The organism is Sphingomonas populi, assembly GCF_004208535.1.
Taxonomy (GTDB): domain Bacteria; phylum Pseudomonadota; class Alphaproteobacteria; order Sphingomonadales; family Sphingomonadaceae; genus Sphingomonas; species Sphingomonas populi.
Genome location: NZ_SGIS01000055.1, coordinates 1 through 19318 on the forward strand (window position 1 = coordinate 1; position 19318 = coordinate 19318).

Genomic DNA, 19318 nt, shown 5'->3' on the forward strand with positions numbered 1-19318 from the left:
CCTCAAGCCGCGCCCGATCCGGTGCCGTGACGACGAAGGTGATACCGCTACGCATACCCCTTGGTCGCACAATGCAGCGCTAGGCGGAATCCTCAAAAGGACTCATCCGTCACGATCAATCCACTAGCGCCCTGCTCATCTTCGAAGGAGAAGGTCGCCGCAACCGGCAACGGCTCGGAGATGCCCGTACTCTCGATCACCAAGTGATCGAACCTGCCCGCCTCGGCGAGGGCTCGCACCTCAAGCAGCAGATCCTCCCGCAGCGTGCAGCAGATGCAGCCGTTGGTCATTTCCACGAGGGTATCTTCGCCGCGCGTAAGAATTGCGTCACCGCCGCGGACGAGGTCCGCATCGATGTTCACCTCCGACATGTCGTTGACGATGACGGCGACACGCCGCCCCTCACGATTGGCGAGGATGTGATTGAGCAGGGTGGTCTTTCCTGCTCCCAAAAATCCGGAAAGCACCGTCACCGGCAATTTCGAAGTGATCGTGGTCATGTCCTGAGTCCTTGCGAATCATGATATAATGTATCATTGGCCGGCATGGAGGTGATTGACAAGATGCGTAATGAGATTGGGTCCAGCGAAGCCGCTTGGCCGGTAGATTGGATCGAGCGTGGCGCGGTCGGGGCATCGTTCCTGTGTCTGGCCCATTGCCTCGCTTTGCCATTCCTGCTTGCGGCGCTGCCGGCGTTGGCGACCGCGCTGCCGGTGTCCGAAAGGTTCCACATCTGGATTATCGCTTTCGCGGTACCGACCTCCGCAGTCGCACTGTGGACGGGCTGGTTTGGACACGGCGCGGTTTTTCCCGCGCTAGTCGGCGGCGTCGGACTTGCGCTGCTAGCGATCGGCGCGTTCGTCTTTGGGCAAACCTCCTGGGAGATCCCGGTGACGGTGTGCGGCAGCCTGATCCTCGCGGCCGCACATTTGCGCAACTGGCGGCTGCGACATAACAGTCGGCCCGCCCGCCCCTGACATGCTCCGACGGGGTCGGCCCAGGGAAACGGGATGATCGAAGACGTCAGCCGGGCCAACTACCCTCTCGAGCGGAAGTCCCGACGACGTTCATAGGTTTTGCCGAAGCGCAGACAGGTGCATACTTGGCCAGCAGGAAATGGTGTTCGGCGCCCCACCTCATCGAGGAGCATGATGAAGCCAGGAATGGTAAGCCTCTTGCCACCGGCGCTTTCACGACAGGCGGTTCGAAAGCGACGGACTCCGGAAATCCGAGCGCGGTTTCCTTACATCGTTTCATGACAGCGGTTTCGCAAGGTCGCCAATCCCGTTGGCGGTTGCCGCTCGCCGCAAATGATATAGTGTTACCCAAATCGCCAAGAGCGCGCTGCTACGATGCGGCCGGCCTCGGAAAAAGGGAAGCCATCATTGCTGGGGAACTTGTCGGTCGGGTTCCGCGCCATCTTGTCGGGATTTGTAGGGATCGCGGAGGCTGCCGCTGCACAATATGCGCCGCGCGAGCGGTCGAAACATGGATACGCCAGGGCAACAGGACGGTTTCGGTGCCGGGAACCACTAAGATCGCGCGGGCGGAGATCGACCCGGCCCATGCGCTCCCGGATCGCGCCCGTTCGAACAATGTCTAGCCCGCACCTTCGCGATAAAATCTGCGCGTGGCGACTAGCAACAAGATATGTTGTAACATTCTCTAAGATGGGTATTAGCGTGCCGTCATGACGGGCGGATTCGACATCGCAACAAAGTCGCGCGGTACGTGCGCCGCAGCGGTGGTGCGCGCCCGAAACGCGCGGTCGTGGTCGCGCACCGTGGCCAGCAGCCTGCTGCTGGCCTTGCTGCTCGCGCTGTCGTTGCAGAGTTATGTCGTCGGAGCGCACCATCATCTTCGGCAGCGCGCCCCGCATGCCACGACGACCGCCAGTTTCAGCCTCAAACATTCACCCACGCACGAACATCGTGGCCCGGCTGCGCCTGATTCCTGCCCGATCTGCGAAGAGATTGCGGTGGCGGGGGCATATCTTCCCGCGCCATCGGTCGATATCCTGGCGCCGACGCCGTTCGCCATTTGGTATCCCGAAGTCACCTCCCGGCGTGCGCTACCCAGACAACAGTCGCACGCTTGGCGAAGCCGTGGACCTCCGACCGCCCCGACCTTTCTGACTTAGCGCGAAGGGACATTTCAGTCCCTCGTCACCGGCTGCTGGTCGAGACCGGCACCAAAAGGTTCTCGGAGACATCTACATGCGACACGTCCTTCTTGCGGGCGCGGCTCTTGCCGTGTTCCTACCCTTCAATGCCTATGCCCAGAGCGCGGCTGTTTCGTCCGATCAAACGAAGTCCAAATCCCCGGCACCGGCGTCGGCACCGGCACCGGCGTCGGCAACGCCCATCGCGCGCGACATCGTCGTCACAGCATCGCCCTTCGCGTTGTCGCGCGACGACGTTCCGACGATCGTTGCCAAGGTGAACCGTAAGCAAATCCTCGAAGCGGGCGGATCAAGCATCGCCGACTCGCTGGCGAGCGTTCCCGGCATTTCGGCAACGGGCTTCGCAGCCGGCGCCAGTCGCCCGATCATCCGCGGTATGGATGCGACACGCGTTCGCATCCTCGAAAACGGAGTGAGCAGTTCGGACGTGTCCGATGTCGGCCCCGATCACGGCATCCCGATCGATCCGCTTTCGGCACGCAGCATCGAAGTCGTGCGGGGCGCGGCGACGCTGCGCTATGGCAGTCAGGCCATAGGCGGCGTGGTCAACGTCATCAACGATCGTGTACCAACGTCGTTGCCGACACGTGCGCTTAGCGGCGAGTTGGTCGGCAGCTACGGCACCGCCGCGAACACCGCCGAAGGTTCGGCACTGATGGACGGACGCGCGGGTGATATCGCCGTGCATGTCGATGGCTTCTACCGTCAGACCGATGACTATGACACGCCGCTCGGCGTCCAGCAGAATTCGTTCTTTCGCGGCCACGGCGAAACGGTCGGCGCCTCGTATTTCTTCGGGGCCGACAAGGCCAGCCACATCGGTGCCGCGATCATGCAATATGATGCCAAATACGGCATCCCGAGCGACACCACCTATATCGACATGCGCCAGACCAAGGTTCTGACAAAATCCTATTTCGACTTGGGCTCTGGGGTAGTGAAAGGCCTGTCGATCGACGGAAGTTATGCGGATTACACGCATGACGAGGACGAGCCGGATGGCACAATCGATACAACATTCCGCAACAAGGAGCTCGACGGGCGCGCCGAACTGCTGTTCGGGCCGCTCGGCTTCATCGATAATACGGCGCTCGGGGTCGAAGTGCAGAACCGCAAGTTTTCCGCGATCGGCGAGGACAGTTCGTACCTGTTCCCGACCGAGACGCAGAGCGAGGCGGGCTATCTCTTTACTGAGTCGCAAATCGCCAAGGGCCTGAAGCTACAGGTAAGCGGTCGTGTCGAGCATGTTCATGTCACGGGCACACCCACATCGGACCTCTTCACACAGGTCGACTACACACCTGTAAGCGGCGCGATCGGCGCGCTGTTTGATGCCGCTAGCGGCATCAAGCTCGGCCTCACCTTTTCCAGCACAGGCCGCGCCCCTGCTATCACCGAATTGTTCGCGCGTGGCGGGCATGACGGCCCCAACACCTTCGAAACCGGCGATCCGACCCTCAAAATCGAGCGGGCCAATTCGCTGGAAGGAACCATACGCGTCCGTTCCGGCAAGTTCCGTTTCGAAGGCAGCGCCTATAGCACATGGTTCAACAACTACATCTATGGCGACCTCACCGGCCGCACCTGCGACGACGATGGGGTTTGCGCAGACGGGGATGCGGGCGAACTCAAGGAACTGTTTTACCGCCAGCAAGGCGCACATTTTTGGGGTCTGGAAGGCGAAGCGAATTACGCGCTCGTCAAAACGGACACACGTTCGCTCGATGCACGCATTATCGCCGATTATACACGTGCGACGCTCGATAATGGCAGTAACGTCCCGCGCATACCACCCTATCGGTACGGCGGTGGACTAACCTGGAACAGTGGCCTGTTCGATCTGGGCTTCCTGTTCCTGCACTCTGGGCGTCAGGATAAGTTCGGCGCTTTCGACACCGCGACCCCCGGGTTCAACGCGCTCAACGCCCATCTCTCGGTCCGCCCATTCAAGGCTTATCCAGGGATCGAACTCGCCGTCGTCGGCCAGAACCTGATCAACGACGTGCAGCGCGACGCAGCGGCGCTGAACAAGGATCTGGTCGTCATGCCCGGCCGCAATGTCCGCTTCGTTGTCAAAGTCGCAACCTTCTGATTCTCGGTTCGCCGCTGCGTGGCTGCGGCGGCGAACCTTTTGGGGATGTCGCAATGGCAAAACTGAATGGCTTCACGAACGAGGTTCGTCGCCTGCCCAGAGACCGGAATCCGCCATATCGCGCTGATCAACTCGATACGGATCTGCTGCGGGTGCTCGCAGCCTCAGAGATCCCGCTCAGCGCCTACGAGATCGCGACCCGGCTTCGCGAGAGCGTACGACATGTCATGGCAGTATCAATCTATCGATCGCTCCACCGACTCTGCGCGGAGCAAAGGGTGGAGCGCGTCGAAATGGTCTCGGGCTTCAGGATCAAGGATGCGCCTGCGTCGGTGCTGGCGATCTGCGCCCAGTGCGGACGTACAGTTTCGGTTACGGTGGCGTCGGAACATGCCGCGATCGAGCGGGCAATCGCCGCGATCGGCTTTGTAGTCGGCAAGGTCGCGCTGGAAGCGTCCGGGATTTGCAGCAAGTGCCGTAAATGAGCGGTTAGCAGGGGTAGTAAGTGCGGCAACGACCTACCTCCGTCTTCGCCGTGTCACATGCCCGATCCAATGCGATACATCATATCATTGCTCCATAGGGAAGCTGAAAATGACCGACGACGACGAGACCGGCTCGGGCACGAACAAAGGCCAGATCGATCAGCGCCGTCGCCTGCTGTTGGGTGGCCTGCTGGCCGGCGCGGCCGCAGGCATCGCCGCGTCCGACGGGGCGGCGGCTCACACGCCCGCGCGCAAGCGCCGGACCCCGGTATCCGATGCGGCGCTACGCGCGCATATCGAGACGGTGGTGGTGATTTATGCCGAGAACCGCAGCTTCAACAATTTGTTCGCGAACTTCCCCGGCCTTGAGCAGCCCCTGGCGAAGGTGCCCGCTGAACGCGCCGCCCAGCGCGACCGCGACGGCAGCGTGCTGGCGACCCTGCCGACGATCTGGAACGGGCTGGTGCCCGACAAGCAGGTGGTGGAGCATCAGGAATATCAGATCGGGCCGGACGCGCTCGGCGCGATCGGCAACGGCCCGTTCGCGCTGGTGACGCCTGCTGGTGATCCCCTGCCGCATGGCGTGGTCACGCGCGATCTCGTCCACGCTTTCTACAACAACCAGTTGCAGATCAATGGCGGCCGCAACGATGGCTTCGTCGCCTGGGGGGACAGCGGCGCCTTGGTGATGGGCCATTACGGCGATGCTTCCGCCAACCTGCGCCTGTGGCAGATCGCGCGCGAGTTCACCTTGTGCGACAATTTCTTCATGGGCGCGTTCGGCGGGTCGTTCCTCAACCACCAATATCTGGTCGCTGCGCGGCCGCCGCATTATCCAGAGGCGGACGAAAGCCCCGCAAAACCTGGCATCGCAATGCTCGATAGCAGAGACCCGCGCGGCATCACCCCGAAACAGACAGCCGAATCACCACCGAGCGCGATGGAAGGGCCGGTGCGCTTCGTGCCGACCACGCTCTCACCGGATTTCTACGCGGTCAACACGATGCTGCCGCCCTATGCGCCGACCTACGATCTGGACCCCAACCGGCCCGCCTATGCCAATGCGGCCAGCCCAAGCACATTGGTGCCGCAGCAGCATGCGACGATCGGCGACATCCTGACGCGTAAGAACATCGACTGGGCCTGGTATGCCGGCGGTTGGGACGCGGCGCTCGCGGGATCGGCGCACGACACGAGCTTTCCCGCGCGTCCCAATTTCCAGCCGCATCACCAGCCGTTCAACTATTACACGCAGTTCGCGCCCGGCACGGCGGCGCGCGCGCAGCATCTGCGGGATGGCGGCGTCGGCGAGACGGCGCGCACAAACCGATTTCTCGCGGACGCAGCGGCGGGGAAGCTTCCACCGGTCAGCTTTTACAAGCCGCAGGGCAATCTCAACATGCACGCGGGCTATTCGGACGTCGATGCCGGCGACCGCCATATAGCCGGCGTCGTCGATGCACTTCGCAAGAGTCCGCACTGGGACAAGATGCTGATCGTCGTCACGTTCGACGAGAATGGCGGCTGGTGGGATCATGTGGCGCCCCCCAAGGGTGACCGCTGGGGGCCGGGCACGCGCGTTCCCGCGCTGATCGTTTCTCCACACGCACGCCGCGGTGCGGTGGATCATACCGTGTACGATACAGGCTCCATCGCCCGCTTTATCACCCGGCGCTGGGGGCTTGAGAAGCTGCCCGGCCTCGTCGAGCGCGAACAGGCGATGCGCGCGGCCGGCGGCCCCGCGCCGGGCGACCTGACGGCGGCGCTGGAATTCGACTGAACATCAATCGAGCGAGCAGGGACAATCCCGCTCCGGGCGTTGCCGTAGGTGGATCAGCTGAACAACCGGTAATCGGCCGTTATCACGGCGACCCAGTCGATCGAGCTCTGCGCTGATGTTGAATAGCCTGGCCTACGCGCCGATGCCACCGCCGCTGTGCGAGGTGCTAACGTCCTGCGATACTATGCGTCTGCAGAGGCTGTGCAGCAACTCGGCTGCGGCGCGGACGGTATTTTCTGATTCAGGCTTTGTGTCGGATCGAGGAGGCCGGCATGGATGCCGCGAGTGCTGTCGCAGGACCTTCGGGAGCGGGTGGTCGCCGCAGTTGATGGCGGGATGTCGTGCCGCCGAGCCGCCGAGCGGTTCGGCGTCAGCGCGGCCAGCGCGCCGCAGCGCGAACCATCGAACGGCAGGTTCCCGATCTCGAAAAATCCGCGCCGCAATACTCAATCGCTTTTCGGAAATCGGTACGCGGATAACGCTCCGCATCTCATAATATTCGTCAACAATTCCAGAATCATGCCGCTATTAAATTATATTACAAAGACCAATCAATCTATTGCGCCAGACAACCTCCACACTTTTCGACCATTCATTTTCTATTTTCCAATTCCCGGAACCTGCCACTCATTCATCAACGATTTCGACTTTGAATTGGTCAAAATCTATGTTTCGCGCGATCAGCCCCTAGACCTGAACGCCGTAAGGCGGCTCGACGCTTTATAACAAAAGCGCCGCCCCAGTATTTGCGAGGATCGACCTTGACCATCCGCTGCATGGTCCGCCCTTCCGTGCCCATGAACGTTACCTCGACGGTGACCGGCGCGAGCTTCGCCAGCCCGAAATGCAGCGGCTGTTCGTCCTGTACGCCGTAGCCGCCGCCGGTCGAGACCTGCGCCGCACCCAAAATCTTGACCGCCGCGTCGTAGAGCCGCACTTCGGCGCCCTGTTGATTATAGTGACCGTCCGCCCCCAGCACGAGCACGTTGAGGCTCCGCTGCGCGATCGCCTTGGAAAGATCGTTGTGGAACAGATAGTGGCCGCCGACCGGACTATAGCCGCGCGTGATCGACAGATCGAGCGCGCCATCCCTGTCGTAATCGACCCATTCGACCCCGTGATCGCCCGCGCTGAGCAAATCGCCGGGCTTGAGCACGTTGACGAAGCCCCTGCCCTTCAGATTGTGGAACAGGGCATCGGCCGGCTGCTGCTGCCCGGCCTCGCCGTGGTACGACATCACCATCAGGTCGATGTACCCGTCATTGTCGTAATCGCCCCACGATGCGCCGACCGCATGATTCTCAACGCCGACGCCCATCGTCTCGGCGACGTTGGTGAAAGTGCCGTCGCCATTGTTGTGCCACAGCACGTTGCGCCCGTAATTGGGCACGAAGATATCGAGATTGCCGTCATTGTCGTAATCGCCGATCGCGCAGCCGACGCCGCCTTCGTCCTTGGTGCGCGTGGTCATCGCCATGCCGAGCGCGGGCGCGACATCGGTGAAGCCGTTGCCGCCGTCGTTGCGCCATAGCGCGTCGGTCTTGCCCGACTGGTTGGCGAGGAACAGATCGAGATAGCCGTCCTTGTTATAGTCGAGCCAGCAGGCGCCGACGGTCGAGCGCGCATCAGTCGGCCCGGCGCCGGGAAAGGCGTCGACGAACCGGCCGCCGTCGTTGCGATACAACCGGTTCGCGCCGATCCGGTCGGTCGCGTAAAGGTCGAGATCGCCGTCGTTATCGTAGTCGATCCAATTGTTCTGGCGCGACGACCGGCCCGGCATCGTCAGCCCCACCTCGAGCGCGACATCGACGAAGCGCTTGCCGGCGAGGTTGTGGAACAGCATGCTCGCGCCCGTCGGCATCGACGAACCGACCAGCAGATCGGAATAGCCGTCGCCATCGTAATCGCCCCAGCTCAGCCCACGCGCTTCCTGCTTGGGCGCCGCGCGCGGCAGGCCGACCGCCGCGCCAATATCGACCAGCGTGCCCGCGTCGTTGCGGTACAGCCGGATCTCGCCGCTCTTGAGCGAGACCGCGAGATCGAGATCGCCATCGCGGTCGAAATCCGCCCATGCGTTGGAGAGCGACCCGGGCACGTGGAACGTCTCGGGCTGCCGCTCGGAGAAGGCCGGCGGCTGGTCGCCTGCGGGCGCCGCCGCGATCGCATGCACGCCGACAAAGGCCGCCGCGATCACCGTTGCCGCGCAGCCGAGCCGGGCGAGTGTTCGTGTCTTGGTCATCGTGTCCTCGCCTCGCCTGCTGGCCGAAATGCTGAAATCAATTGGTAACGGGAACCTTAGGCACCGCCGCCGGATCGGCGAGCGCCTGCGCTTCGCGCAGCACGCGCAAGGCGTTGCCGCCCCACACCTTGCCGATATCGGCCGGGGTGTAGCCGGCGTGGAGCAACGCCGCAGTGACCTTGGGATAGTCGGTGATGTCGTTGAGTCCGTCGATGCCGCCGCCGCCGTCGAAATCGCCGCTGATACCGACATGGTCGATCCCGACCAACCGGATCGCGTGGAGCAGGTGCGCCATGAACATCGCGAAGTTCGCGCGCGGCGCCGGATATTCCGCCTCGATCGCCTTGCGCTGCGCCATCAGCGCGCGCTTGTCGGCGACGCTCATGCTGTCCATCCGCATGAAGCCCGCCATCAACGCCTTCATCGCGGCATCTCGCGCCGGATCGGGCGCAGGCGCGGCGACCATATAGGCGCTGTACGCGTTGATCTGGATGACCCCGCCTTTCGCGGCGACGAGCTTCGCATCGGCGTCCGACACGTTGCGCGGATGGTCATGAATCACGCGCATCCCCGAATGTGACAGGATGATCGGCGCCTTCGAGAGTTCGACCGCCTGCCGCAGCACATCGTCAGAGGCATGCGACACGTCGATGACGATGCCGAGCCGATTGGCCTCGGCGATGAACTGCTTACCCTTGGGCGAGAGGCCATGCCATTCGGGCGCGTCGGTGGCGCTGTCTGCGAGATCGTTGTTCTTGAAGTGGACCGGACTCATCATCGTAACGCCGAGCGCGCGGAATGTGCGCATCAGCGTCAGATCGCCCTCGAACGGGTAGCCGTTTTCCATGCTCACGAACACGAAGCGCTTGTGCGCTGCGACGGCCTTCTGGGCATCGTCGGCGGTCAGGGCGAGGCTGAACACGTCGCTGTGCTTGGCCACCATCTCGCGGATCTGCACCGCACGCTGGATACCGAAATCGCGCGCGGCACGGTCGCCCTCCGGCGTGCGCGGGCCGGATGGCGTGTAGATCGCGAAGAACCCACCATCGACGCCGCCCTCCACCATGCGCGGATAGTCGACCTGATCGCCATCGGTGACGGCGACGTGGCGGTCCATGATACTCCAGCCGGGACGACCGAGATTGGCAGGCGTGTCGAAATGCGTATCGAGGACGATCAGTTTCTCATGAACGGCCCGCGCCGGATCGACAGCGGCCTTCCCCGCCGATGCAATCGCGACGCCTACCCCGCCGAACATCAGCGCAGCGCCTGCCAGAGCGGCCGCCGCGCGGCTGGAGCGCTGCCTCATTTCACCTTCTCGAACCACTCCTGAAACGCCTTGGACTTGCCATCCGGCGCCTTGCCGACGCCCCAGCGCACCAGCGATTTGCCATCCTTCGAGAATTCCCAATATTGCCCGACGATCACGTCGCCGTCCTTCTGCTCGAGCACCTGATAGGTGTTCGGCCCGAGCGTCTTGATGCGGATCTGGTTGTAGCGTGCATTGTCGTTGAGCGGGCCGACCTGGTCGTCGAGCGTCGCGACGAAATCGTTCTTGTACGGCGGCTTGCCCTTCATCGTGTCGTTGACGGCGTGATATTCGAGCTTGTTGGGGCTGAACTTCAGGTCGATCGTCAGGCTGAACCCCTTTGGGAATTCACCGTTGCTCCAGAAGCTCTTCGATTCGACTGAATGATAAGTACCACTATGGTCGGCGGCAAACGCCGGCGAGGTCACAGCCGCAGCGAACAGCAACGGCACAATTAGCATCTTCATGGCTGTATCCTGTCTTGAGAGGCTCAGAATTTATCGACTTCTTCGAGGTTCTTCTCGACGTCGGTGCGGCTTATCCAGAGCGTGCGGAAGGTCTTGCTGGCGAGGAACTTCAACTGGTCGCTGGCGTGCTTCGAACCGGGCTGGCTGCTGTTGCCGTAGCTCATCATGCCGACCGCCTTCATCGGCGTGCCGAACTCGACCATCGAGACCCAGGTCTCGCCAGCGACGGGTGTGCGCTCGCCGTTCTTCATCGGCCCCCAGGTGATCGTGCGGAAGATGCCGGTGTTGCCCATGCCGCCGTTGGCCGGCAGGTTGACGTCGCCGATGTGGAAGCGCGACACGTCGCCATATGGCCGATCGATCGCGCCGTAGAGTTGTTTGGTCTTGGCGACCGCCTGCTTGAGCATCGCCACCGCCGCCGCCGGGTCTTTCAGACCGCGCGGTGTTTCGAGCGGATTGTCGAGCGTCCACTTCTCGGCATAATTGGCCTGGCTGGTGAAGTTGTTGGGCGCGAAGATCAGCGCCCACGTCTCGAACAGCAACGCGCCACGCGCGTCCGGCTCGTCCCGGTGATCCCACGCCGACAGCACCGCGACCGCCTGCTTGATGTCAGGATCCTCGCTGGTCGCTGCCGCCTTGAGCAATTCGGGCAGCATCCGGTCGGCCATCAGCGCGGTGGTCGTCACCTTCTTGGCGATGAAATCGTCGAAGCTGATCTTGTTGGTGCCGGCCAGCAGCCGGTTCGACATTTGCGAGCGCTGGCTCATCGGGCCGACGATGGCGACATAGGCCGGATATTTCTTGGGATCGAGCACGCGCGGCCAAGTCGAAACCCAGGGCGGATCATTGGTGTTCTGTGCGAAGCCGCCAGCCGGGTTGAACACCTTCGGCATGTCCTCGTACGGGTGGACATCCTTCCACAAGGTCGCGGAGGTGTCGCCCGGCACCGGATGGCTCCAGTGCGCGAAATCGCCACCATCGGGGTGCTTGGGCAGGATGCCGTTGTCGAGATACAGGATGTTGCCGGCCCGATCGCCGTAGACGATGTTGAACATCGGCACTTGCAGCGTCTTGAGCGCGGCCTCGAACTGTGCCCAATTGTGCGCCTTGCCCATGTCGAGATATTGCTGGAGCACGCCGGGTCGGTCGAGTCCGGCCACCTTCAGCGCGATCGTCGTGGTGCCGCCCGGCAGATCGAACACCGGCCCCTGCACCGCATAACGCTGGGTGAAGGTGACGGTCTTGAGCGTGCCGTCGGGCTGCTTGACCTTATAGCTCTTCTCAACCGTCTTGAACGGCAGCACCTTGCCGTCGAACATATAGCCGCCATCGGCGAGCTTCAGCGTGTAGCTGGTATAGCCCGAAATGGTGTTGACGGTGTTGGTGAAGCCGAGATCGTTGTTGAAGCCGAAGCGCAGCACCGGCAGCCCGACCTGGGTCGCACCATACAGGCTGATGCCGGGGCCGCTCACCTGCGCCTCGTAATAGGTCAGCAGGCTCGGCGCCCAGGGCAGATGCGGATTGGCGAGCAGCATCGTATGTCCACTCGCCGAGCGCGCCGGCGCGACCGCCCATGCGTTCGATCCGCCAGCCTCATTGGTCGCCGGATTGACCAGAACACGCCGATCCGAGGCAATGTACATATAGTTCATCAGCCGGTGCGCGTGCTGGATGACGTCGAGCCCGGTGATCGGCAGGACGACCTTGACGGCGGGATCGATCTTGTCGGGATGCGCGGCGGCATAAGCGTTGATGCCCGCCGCGAACGCGTCGAGATCGGCGCGCATCTGCGGCTTCTGCGCCTTGTACCACGCGATCGAGCGGCTCGGCACGTCGTTGGCGACGATCCACTTGTCCTGGTTTTCGAAGCTCGCCCCCCAATATTCGGCCGCTTTGCCACGCGATTCGCCGTACATGTGGAGCAACAGGTCGCCGTGGCTCTGCGCCTGCGCGTAGCCGAAGCCGTAGAAGGTGCCGGCTTCGGTCTTGGCATAGATGTGCGGTACGCCGAAGCTGTCCCACAGGATCTCGCCGCCGGCCCAGGCGGTGGTCGCGGTCTTCGACTGGAGCGGCACCGAAGCCGCCCCCAGTGCGATTCCGGCCAAGGCCAGACTCAATAGCATTTTCCGCATCGTCTCGTCCTCGTGCTTAGAAGCCGACCGTGACCCGGCCATAATAATAGCCGCCGGTGAAGCCGTAGCCGCCGGTGGTGGGATACTGACTGGACCCGAGCGTCGCGTTGAACGAGGCGGTCGTATAGTCGGGATAGACGTTGAACAGGTTGTTGCCGCCGACCGCGAGATTGATCTTCGGCGTCAGATCATAACCCACTTCGAGATCAGTGATCCACTTGGCGCCAAAGTGGCGATCGGCGGAGAAGCTCGTCACACCCCCAGTCGTCACCGCATTGGCCAGCCCGTCGAATTTGCCGTAGCGCACCACGCGCGTGTTGATCGTGAACTTGCCGAGGTTTGTGAGGTTGCCGATGAACAGCTTGGTGCGCGGCAGGTTGGTGGTCAGGTTCGATTGCGACAGCCGATCAAACAATACGAAGTTCGAACCGAGCGCGGTGAGCTGCGACGGATTGGCCTTGATATGGGTAATGTCGGTCTGGTTGTAATTGTAGCCAACGTTCCACGACATCGTCGCGAAATCGGCGATCTTGTGCCGGTACGTCGCGACCACGTCGATGCCACGCGTGCGGGTATCGATCGCGTTGGTATAATATTGCGCGCTGATATCCGGCGAAAGCCCGTTGGCGACGAGAATCGCCGAAACGGCCCTTCCAGTCAACGTGGAGGTGATCGCGATGCGGTCCTTCACCGAAACCTGATAGCCATCGACCGTGACGTTGAGGTTGTGGACCGGGTTCAGCACGAAACCGGCACTGAAGTTGGTCGAGGTCTCCGGCTTGAGCGCCGTCGCGCCGAGCGCGATCGCGGCCGGCGAGCCGACCGGCAGCGTCTTGATCTGCAACAGGTTGAGCGTGCCATCGGTCAACGTGCGGAACTGGCTGGTGGTGGATGCATAGATTTGCTGCGCCAGTGCGGGCGCGCGGAAGCCGGAGCTGACCGCGCCGCGCAAGGCAAGCCAAGGCGTAATCGCTTGCCGAAAATTCGCCTTGCCGATCGCGGTATCGCCCGAGGGGTCGTCATAATGCTCGAACCGCCCCGCCAGGCCGATCGTCGTGGTCGGCGTCGGATCGTAGGCGAGATCGACATAGGCGGCGATGTTGTTGCGCTTCTTCCTACCTGCGTCGGCTGGCGTGAAGCCGGCCGCGGCTTGCGCACCGGGCGCCGGGCGGATGGTCCGCCCGTTGACGACATAGGTGTAGGTGCCCGCCTGATAGCTGGCGAGTTCGCCCGCCATCACGGCGTAGGTCTCGAGCCGGTGCTGCAAGCCGGCCGACACCTGAAGGTTGCCGCCGCCGACCGCGTAGCCCTTGGTGATATCGAGCGAGTTGACCCATTCGGTCGATTTCAGCGTGCCGACATAAACGTCGTGGGGGCTGGTCGGCCCGAGCGAGGCGTTGAGTGTTTTGCTGCCATATTGGCCAGCGCGGTTACTGCCATAGGTACTGCTGATATCCCAGTTCCAGCCCGACAACGTGCCCTTCACGCCCAGCGCGAACTCGAGATCTTCCTCGGAGATGTTGAGGCGCGGGCGGAAACCATCGGGATAGACATTGGGCAGCGAGGCCGCGTTGTTCGGGTAGCGGAAGGTGAAGTCGAGCTGCGAGTTGCGCTGACTGTAGGTGCCGAACGAATAGACCTGAACGCCACCGATGTCGTAGCCGGCATTGTAGCCGAGGTTCATCTGCCGGGTCGGGAAGGCGCCGTAATTCTTGGTTACGAGCCGCTCAGCGCTCGCCTCGCGGGGATCGATCGCGGTGTCACCGGCGCGGTAGTAGAGGCAGGTCGATCCCCCCAGCGTCGTGCAGCCCGCAATCGGCACGGCACGGTTCGAGGCCTGTTGCTTCTTGAGGTTGACGAAGACGTCCGCGAAACCGGCTTCGCCGAGCTTCATGCCATAGCTCAGTTGCGCGAGGTAGTTCTCGCCATCCGAGCGATCCATGTTCTGACCCGCCGTGAAGCTCGCCGAGCCGCCGCTGGTGCCGTGCTTGAGGATGATGTTGATGACCCCCGCGATCGCATCCGAGCCATATTGCGCGGCGGCACCGTCACGCAGCACCTCGATGTGATCCACCGCCGAGGTCGGGATCATGTCGAGGTCGGCGGGGACCGAGCCGTTGTAGAGGGACGACACCGCGTTGATGAGGGAGGTCTTGTGTCGGCGCTTGCCGTTGACAAGAATCAACGTCTGGTCGGGGTTGAGACCGCGAAGGCCGCCGGTGGAAATCACCGTCGATGTGCCGCCGCCCGCGCGGGTCGGCACGTTGAACGATGGCACCAGCGAGTTCAGCGCGGCGAGGACGCCGGGCTTGCCGGTTTTCTCCAGTTCGGTCGCGGAGATCACGTCGATCGGGGTCGGGCTCTTGGCGACGCTGCGCTGGATGCCGCGGCTGCCGGTGACGATGACGGTTTCGGGCTCGTCGGTGGTCGCGTCGGCGGCTTCGGGCTGTTCACCAGACGCTTGCGCCGCGAGGGGCGCTGGAGCCAGCGCCGCCGCACGACCGTTCTCGACGTCGAGGCTGGCCTTGCGGATCGCGGTCGCCATGCTGGTGTCGCTGTTTGTCGCGGCGAGCGCGACGACACCGTTGCCTGAGCGCGCGACCTTGAGGCCGGTTCCCTCGATCATCTGGCTGAGCGCCGCGTCCGGCGTCATGATGCCGCTGATCGTGTGCGTTCGCATATTGCGCACCCGATCGTAGGGAAACAGGATCTGCACACCCGATTGCCTGGCGTAGATGCTCATCGCGCTCGCGACCGGCTGCGCCGGAATGTCGAACGCGCGTGCGCTGACCTTGGTCGTGGCCCGCGCCGCGACCGGCTCCGCCACGATCGCGGTCGATACCAGCATGGCCGCGATGATGAGTGATCGATTGCCCCGCTTCATTCTTGAGACCCCCCGAATGTGATATGTTCGGGTTGCTATAACGGAGGGCACACGCACTTCTGCCAACGCGCATTTCAAATATATTGCACTGCGCCGCAAATAGGTGCGGTGCGCAAAACGCTGGACATCCCATTCGCCAGCGGCAACCATATTGCCTAGTAATACCGTTCGGGCGGTGCGAATCGCACATCGATACGGACAATCGGGGGTTCGCGGTGGAGTCGGTCAGAAAGCGTCTGGATTGGTATAAAGCGACGATCCTGCCGCACCAGGCAGCGTTGCGCGAACGCGTTCGCCGCATCCTGCCGCGGCGCGACGATCTCGACGATCTCGTCTCGGAGGCGATGACCCGCGCTTTCGCCACGGTCGAATTCGACCATATCGTGCATGGCCGCGCGTATCTCTTCCAGATCGCGCGCAACATGATCATCGACGAGGTCCGTCGCGACAAGATCGTGTCGTTGTCGCTCGTCGCCGATCTCGACCTGATCGCGATCGACAGCGGCGCCGAGGCGCGGCTACAGGCCCGCGACGAGTTGCGGCGACTGGAAGCGATCATCGAAACTCTGCCGATTCAATGCCGTCGCGCATTTATTTTGCGGCGCGTTCACGATAAATCGGTTCAGGAGATAGCAGACGAAATGGGCCTGTCCGTTTCGACTGTAGACAAGCATATCGGCCGCGCCGCGTTGAAGATCATGCAGGCCATCGGCCAATATGAGGATCTGGGTTTTGGATGGTCGATACAAAAACGCCGAGGAGCGGCAAGCGATCGATCAGGAGGCAGCGCGTCGCTTTCTTGAGGCGCGCTCGCTCGACACGCCCGAGGCGTGGAATGCCGTTTACGCCTGGATCACCGAAGATCCCGCGCATGGCTTCGCGTTCGCGCAAGCCGAATCCGCCTGGGAGTTCGCCGAGCGGCTGACCGAGGTCGCGCCGTCGGTCGGGCCGGAGGAGATCGCCGGCCCGGCGGGTCGGTTCGAGGCGTTCTTCGACCGCCGCATGGTGGCGGGCATGGTCGCGGCGATGCTGATCGCAACTGCCGGAACGATCGGCTTGCAGAAATGGGCCGCTGTCGAACGCCTCCACACCGCTGTCGGCCAGGAGAAGAGCTTTCGGCTCGACGACGGCAGCATCGTCCATCTCAACACCGACAGCACGGTCGAAGTCGCGATGCGCGACAAGGAGCGGCTGATCCATTTGCTCAAGGGCGAAGCGCGCTTCGATGTGGCGCACAACAAGCAACGCCCGTTCATCGTGCAGGCCGGGGATGCGACCGTGCGCGCGGTCGGCACCGCGTTCGCGGTGCGGCTCCGCAACGATTTGACCGAGCTGACCGTGATCGAAGGCAAGGTCGCGGTCCATGAAGGCGCCGCGCCGACACAGATGGTCGGCGCGGGCACAGCCGCCGCGATCCGCAGTGGCACCGTTTCGATGACCACGCTGCTACCCGGCCAGATCGCGCAGCGCACCGCCTGGCAGGAGGGGGTGATCCAGTTCGACGGGGAAACGCTCGCGCAGGCGGTGGAGGAGTTCAATCGCTACCGCGCCGCGCCGCTGGTGATCGGCGATCCGCAAATCGCCTCGCTGCGGGTTGGTGGCACTTTCAAGGCGGGCAGTTCCGACCAGTTCGTGACCGCGTTGTCGCAGAGTTTCGACGTCCGCTCGGTATCGGGGAAGGACAATTCGATCATCCTGCTGCCCGCCGAAAATCGCTCGCCAGATTCGGCAAGGGTTGGCAGAGATCGCTAACCCATCCGTTTGGGAGCGCATGACAGTTTCATCCTCGGCCGATCCCGGCGCCACCGCCCCCTCGACCTCCAGCCGCATCCGCTCGATCTTCGGCGGGTCGATGGGCAACCTCGTCGAATGGTACGACTGGTACGTCTATTCGGCTTTCACGCTCTATTTCGCGCCGGTGTTCTTTCCGGCCGACGATCGCACCGCACAATTGCTGAATGCAGCGGCGATCTTCGCGGTCGGCTTCCTCATGCGGCCGCTCGGCGCGTGGCTGATGGGCATGTACGCCGACCGCCACGGGCGCAAGGCCGGGCTGACGCTGTCGGTGATGCTGATGGGCGGCGGGTCGCTGCTGATCGCGGCAACACCGGGCTATGCGACGATCGGTGCGGGCGCACCGGCGCTGCTGCTGCTCGCCCGGCTGTTGCAGGGTCTCTCGGTCGGCGGCGAATATGGCGCGAGCGCGACCTATCTCTCCGAGATGGCACAACGCGAGCATCGCGGCTTCTTCTCCAGCTTCCAATATGTCACGCTGATCGCCGGGCAGTTGATCGCCTTGTGCGTGCTGCTGTTGCTTCAGACCGTGTTGCCCGACGCCGCGCTGGAGCAATGGGGCTGGCGCGTGCCGTTCGCGATCGGCGGGGTGCTGGCGATCAGTGTGTTCTATCTGCGGCGCGGCTTGCTCGAGACGCAGGATTTCAAAGCCGTCGAGGCCGACGCGAAGGCGCCGCGATCGAGCGGACTGCAATTGTTTCGCCATCACCCCAAGCAGGTGCTGATCGTGATGGCGCTGACCGCCGGCGGGACGCTCGCCTTCTACGCATATTCGACCTACATGCAGAAGTTCCTGGTCAACTCGGTCGGCTTCGCCCGCGATACCGCGACCGGAATCATGGCGGCGGCGCTGTTCATCTATATGCTGCTGCAACCCGTTGCGGGCTCGCTGTCTGATCGCGTCGGCCGCAAACCGCTGCTCATCAGCTTCGGCGTTGCCGGCATGACGCTGACCGTGCCGATCTTCACCCGGCTGGAGACGGTTTCGACCTCGTTCGAGGCCTTCCTGCTCGTCCTCGGCGCGCTGGTGATCGTGACCGGCTACACCGCGATCAACGCGGTGGTGAAGGCAGAGCTGTTCCCGGCGAACATCCGTACCCTGGGCGTCGCCCTGCCCTATGCGCTGGCGAACACGATCTTCGGCGGCACGGCGGAATATGTCGCGCTGGCGTTCAAATCGGCGGGGCTGGAGCGCGGCTTCTACTGGTACGTCTCGGGCATGATAGCGATATCGTTAATCGTCTATCTGCGCATGAGCGAGACCAGCGAGATCGCTCTGGATCGACAGCTAAAGCGGGAGCGTAAGGCAGCAGCGCGGAAGGTTTCTGCTCGTGCGAGCGATCCGCCGAGACGTGGTTCCGAATAAATGCTATGAAAGGAAGACCCAATGCACGAAGCCGCTGCGCGGCAGTGGTGTTGTTGGTGAGGTAGCGCGCCTGCGCTGAGGTTTGGCCCTGCCGGGGCGAGGGCAGACGATGGAGTTCCTTCAACGAGAGGAACTCCATCGTGGCGACTCTACCGATCGACCGACCCGTTACGCCGCTTCGACAGCGCATGCTCGACGACATGGCGATGCGCACGATGAGGTCGCGCACCCAGCATGACTATGTCCGCCATGTTCGCGCGTTCGCGGCTTTCTTCGGGCGCTCGCCCGACACAGCGACCGCCGAGGATATGCGCCGCTTTCAGCTCCATCAGCGCGAGCACGGTGTCAGCGAGTCCACGATCAACGGCTCGGTGTCGGCACTGCGCTTTCTGTTCGGCGTGACGCTTGAGCGACCTGATCTTGGTACTGGCGCATCGTCCCGGGAAGCTCCCCGACGTGCTGAGCAACTGTGTTCATGCCGGCCGGTATGTTTGCTGTGATTTGAGCATGGCATTGAGTGTGATGATGAGTTTTCGCATGGTTGCGACGAGGGCGACCTTGGCGGGTTTGCCGTTGTCGCGGAGGCGC

The 19318-nt window shown here is 62.9% G+C and carries 14 protein-coding genes and 2 pseudogenes; 9 read left to right on the forward strand and 7 right to left on the reverse strand.

Going from position 1 to position 19318, the window contains the following annotated elements:
* Positions 1-92: 92 nt before the first annotated feature.
* A complete protein-coding gene (locus tag EWE75_RS21675; protein WP_282432724.1) occupies positions 93-500 on the reverse strand; it encodes a GTP-binding protein in 408 nt (135 codons plus the stop codon).
* 45 nt (positions 501-545) lie between these two features.
* Between EWE75_RS21675 and EWE75_RS21680 the strand changes: the two genes are divergently transcribed.
* The 5 genes and pseudogenes from EWE75_RS21680 to EWE75_RS21700 all read left to right on the forward strand — a co-directional run.
* A complete protein-coding gene (locus tag EWE75_RS21680; RefSeq protein ID WP_231708500.1) occupies positions 546-977 on the forward strand; it encodes a MerC domain-containing protein in 432 nt (143 codons plus the stop codon).
* Between the two features lie 1239 nt (positions 978-2216).
* Positions 2217-4274: a TonB-dependent receptor gene (locus EWE75_RS21685; RefSeq protein ID WP_130160179.1), complete on the forward strand. Its 2058-nt coding sequence runs from the start codon at positions 2217-2219 to the stop codon at positions 4272-4274.
* Positions 4275-4327: 53 nt separating this feature from the next.
* Positions 4328-4759, forward strand: a complete 432-nt coding sequence (locus tag EWE75_RS21690) for a Fur family transcriptional regulator (protein WP_130160180.1) — start codon at positions 4328-4330, stop codon at positions 4757-4759.
* A 109-nt stretch (positions 4760-4868) separates the two neighbouring features.
* On the forward strand, positions 4869-6539 hold the full coding sequence (acpA, locus tag EWE75_RS21695) for an acid phosphatase (protein ID WP_130160181.1): 1671 nt from the start codon (positions 4869-4871) through the stop codon (positions 6537-6539).
* A gap of 276 nt (positions 6540-6815) precedes the next feature.
* Positions 6816-6926 (forward strand): annotated as a pseudogene (locus EWE75_RS21700) (IS630 family transposase); the annotation flags it as partial.
* 271 nt (positions 6927-7197) lie between these two features.
* Here EWE75_RS21700 and EWE75_RS21705 read toward each other — a convergent pair.
* The 5 genes from EWE75_RS21705 to EWE75_RS21725 are packed head-to-tail and all read right to left on the reverse strand — an operon-like array spanning position 7198 to position 15570.
* The gene (locus tag EWE75_RS21705; protein WP_130160182.1) at positions 7198-8778 is read right to left on the reverse strand and encodes a CRTAC1 family protein; all 1581 of its coding nucleotides are present in this window, start codon (positions 8776-8778) and stop codon (positions 7198-7200) included.
* 37 nt (positions 8779-8815) lie between these two features.
* Complete coding sequence (locus tag EWE75_RS21710; protein ID WP_130160183.1) at positions 8816-10087, reverse strand: dipeptidase; 1272 nt, start codon at positions 10085-10087, stop codon at positions 8816-8818.
* Complete coding sequence (locus EWE75_RS21715; RefSeq protein ID WP_130160184.1) at positions 10084-10554, reverse strand: hypothetical protein; 471 nt, start codon at positions 10552-10554, stop codon at positions 10084-10086. The genes EWE75_RS21710 and EWE75_RS21715 overlap by 4 nt, the downstream gene beginning before the upstream one ends.
* 23 nt (positions 10555-10577) lie before the next feature.
* Positions 10578-12659 (reverse strand): penicillin acylase family protein, encoded by a 2082-nt coding sequence (locus EWE75_RS21720; RefSeq protein WP_231708498.1) that lies wholly within the window; start codon positions 12657-12659, stop codon positions 10578-10580.
* Positions 12660-12702: 43 nt separating this feature from the next.
* Positions 12703-15570 (reverse strand): TonB-dependent receptor, encoded by a 2868-nt coding sequence (locus EWE75_RS21725; protein WP_130160186.1) that lies wholly within the window; start codon positions 15568-15570, stop codon positions 12703-12705.
* Between the two features lie 215 nt (positions 15571-15785).
* Between EWE75_RS21725 and EWE75_RS21730 the strand changes: the two genes are divergently transcribed.
* The 4 genes from EWE75_RS21730 (at position 15786) to EWE75_RS21745 (ending at position 19230) form a co-directional block, all read left to right on the forward strand.
* Complete coding sequence (locus tag EWE75_RS21730) at positions 15786-16373, forward strand: sigma-70 family RNA polymerase sigma factor (protein WP_130160187.1); 588 nt, start codon at positions 15786-15788, stop codon at positions 16371-16373.
* Positions 16303-17322 (forward strand): FecR family protein, encoded by a 1020-nt coding sequence (locus EWE75_RS21735; protein WP_231708499.1) that lies wholly within the window; start codon positions 16303-16305, stop codon positions 17320-17322. The genes EWE75_RS21730 and EWE75_RS21735 overlap by 71 nt, the downstream gene beginning before the upstream one ends.
* A gap of 19 nt (positions 17323-17341) precedes the next feature.
* Positions 17342-18730 carry an MFS transporter gene (locus EWE75_RS21740; RefSeq protein ID WP_130160189.1) on the forward strand — a complete coding sequence of 463 codons (1389 nt, stop codon included), beginning with the start codon at positions 17342-17344 and terminating at the stop codon, positions 18728-18730.
* A 188-nt stretch (positions 18731-18918) separates the two neighbouring features.
* Positions 18919-19230: a phage integrase N-terminal SAM-like domain-containing protein gene (locus tag EWE75_RS21745; RefSeq protein ID WP_206364840.1), complete on the forward strand. Its 312-nt coding sequence runs from the start codon at positions 18919-18921 to the stop codon at positions 19228-19230.
* Here the strand turns inward: EWE75_RS21745 and EWE75_RS25720 are convergent.
* Positions 19204-19318, reverse strand: a pseudogene (locus tag EWE75_RS25720) (IS110-like element ISMno7 family transposase); the annotation flags it as partial. The gene EWE75_RS21745 and the pseudogene EWE75_RS25720 overlap by 27 nt on opposite strands.

Excerpts from the sequence above, each read along its gene's own strand:
- EWE75_RS21685 (WP_130160179.1), top strand. The coding sequence starts at position 2,217 with ATGCGACACGTCCTTCTTGCGGGCGCGGCTCTTGCCGTGTTCCTACCC.
- EWE75_RS21725 (WP_130160186.1), bottom strand. The coding sequence starts at position 15,570 with ATGAAGCGGGGCAATCGATCACTCATCATCGCGGCCATGCTGGTATCG.
- EWE75_RS21690 (WP_130160180.1), top strand. The coding sequence starts at position 4,328 with ATGGCAAAACTGAATGGCTTCACGAACGAGGTTCGTCGCCTGCCCAGA.
- EWE75_RS21715 (WP_130160184.1), bottom strand. The coding sequence starts at position 10,554 with ATGAAGATGCTAATTGTGCCGTTGCTGTTCGCTGCGGCTGTGACCTCG.
- EWE75_RS21705 (WP_130160182.1), bottom strand. The coding sequence starts at position 8,778 with ATGACCAAGACACGAACACTCGCCCGGCTCGGCTGCGCGGCAACGGTG.
- acpA (WP_130160181.1), top strand. The coding sequence starts at position 4,869 with ATGACCGACGACGACGAGACCGGCTCGGGCACGAACAAAGGCCAGATC.
- EWE75_RS21740 (WP_130160189.1), top strand. The coding sequence starts at position 17,342 with ATGACAGTTTCATCCTCGGCCGATCCCGGCGCCACCGCCCCCTCGACC.
- EWE75_RS21675 (WP_282432724.1), bottom strand. The coding sequence starts at position 500 with ATGACCACGATCACTTCGAAATTGCCGGTGACGGTGCTTTCCGGATTT.
- EWE75_RS21710 (WP_130160183.1), bottom strand. The coding sequence starts at position 10,087 with ATGAGGCAGCGCTCCAGCCGCGCGGCGGCCGCTCTGGCAGGCGCTGCG.
- EWE75_RS21745 (WP_206364840.1), top strand. The coding sequence starts at position 18,919 with ATGCTCGACGACATGGCGATGCGCACGATGAGGTCGCGCACCCAGCAT.
- EWE75_RS21680 (WP_231708500.1), top strand. The coding sequence starts at position 546 with ATGGAGGTGATTGACAAGATGCGTAATGAGATTGGGTCCAGCGAAGCC.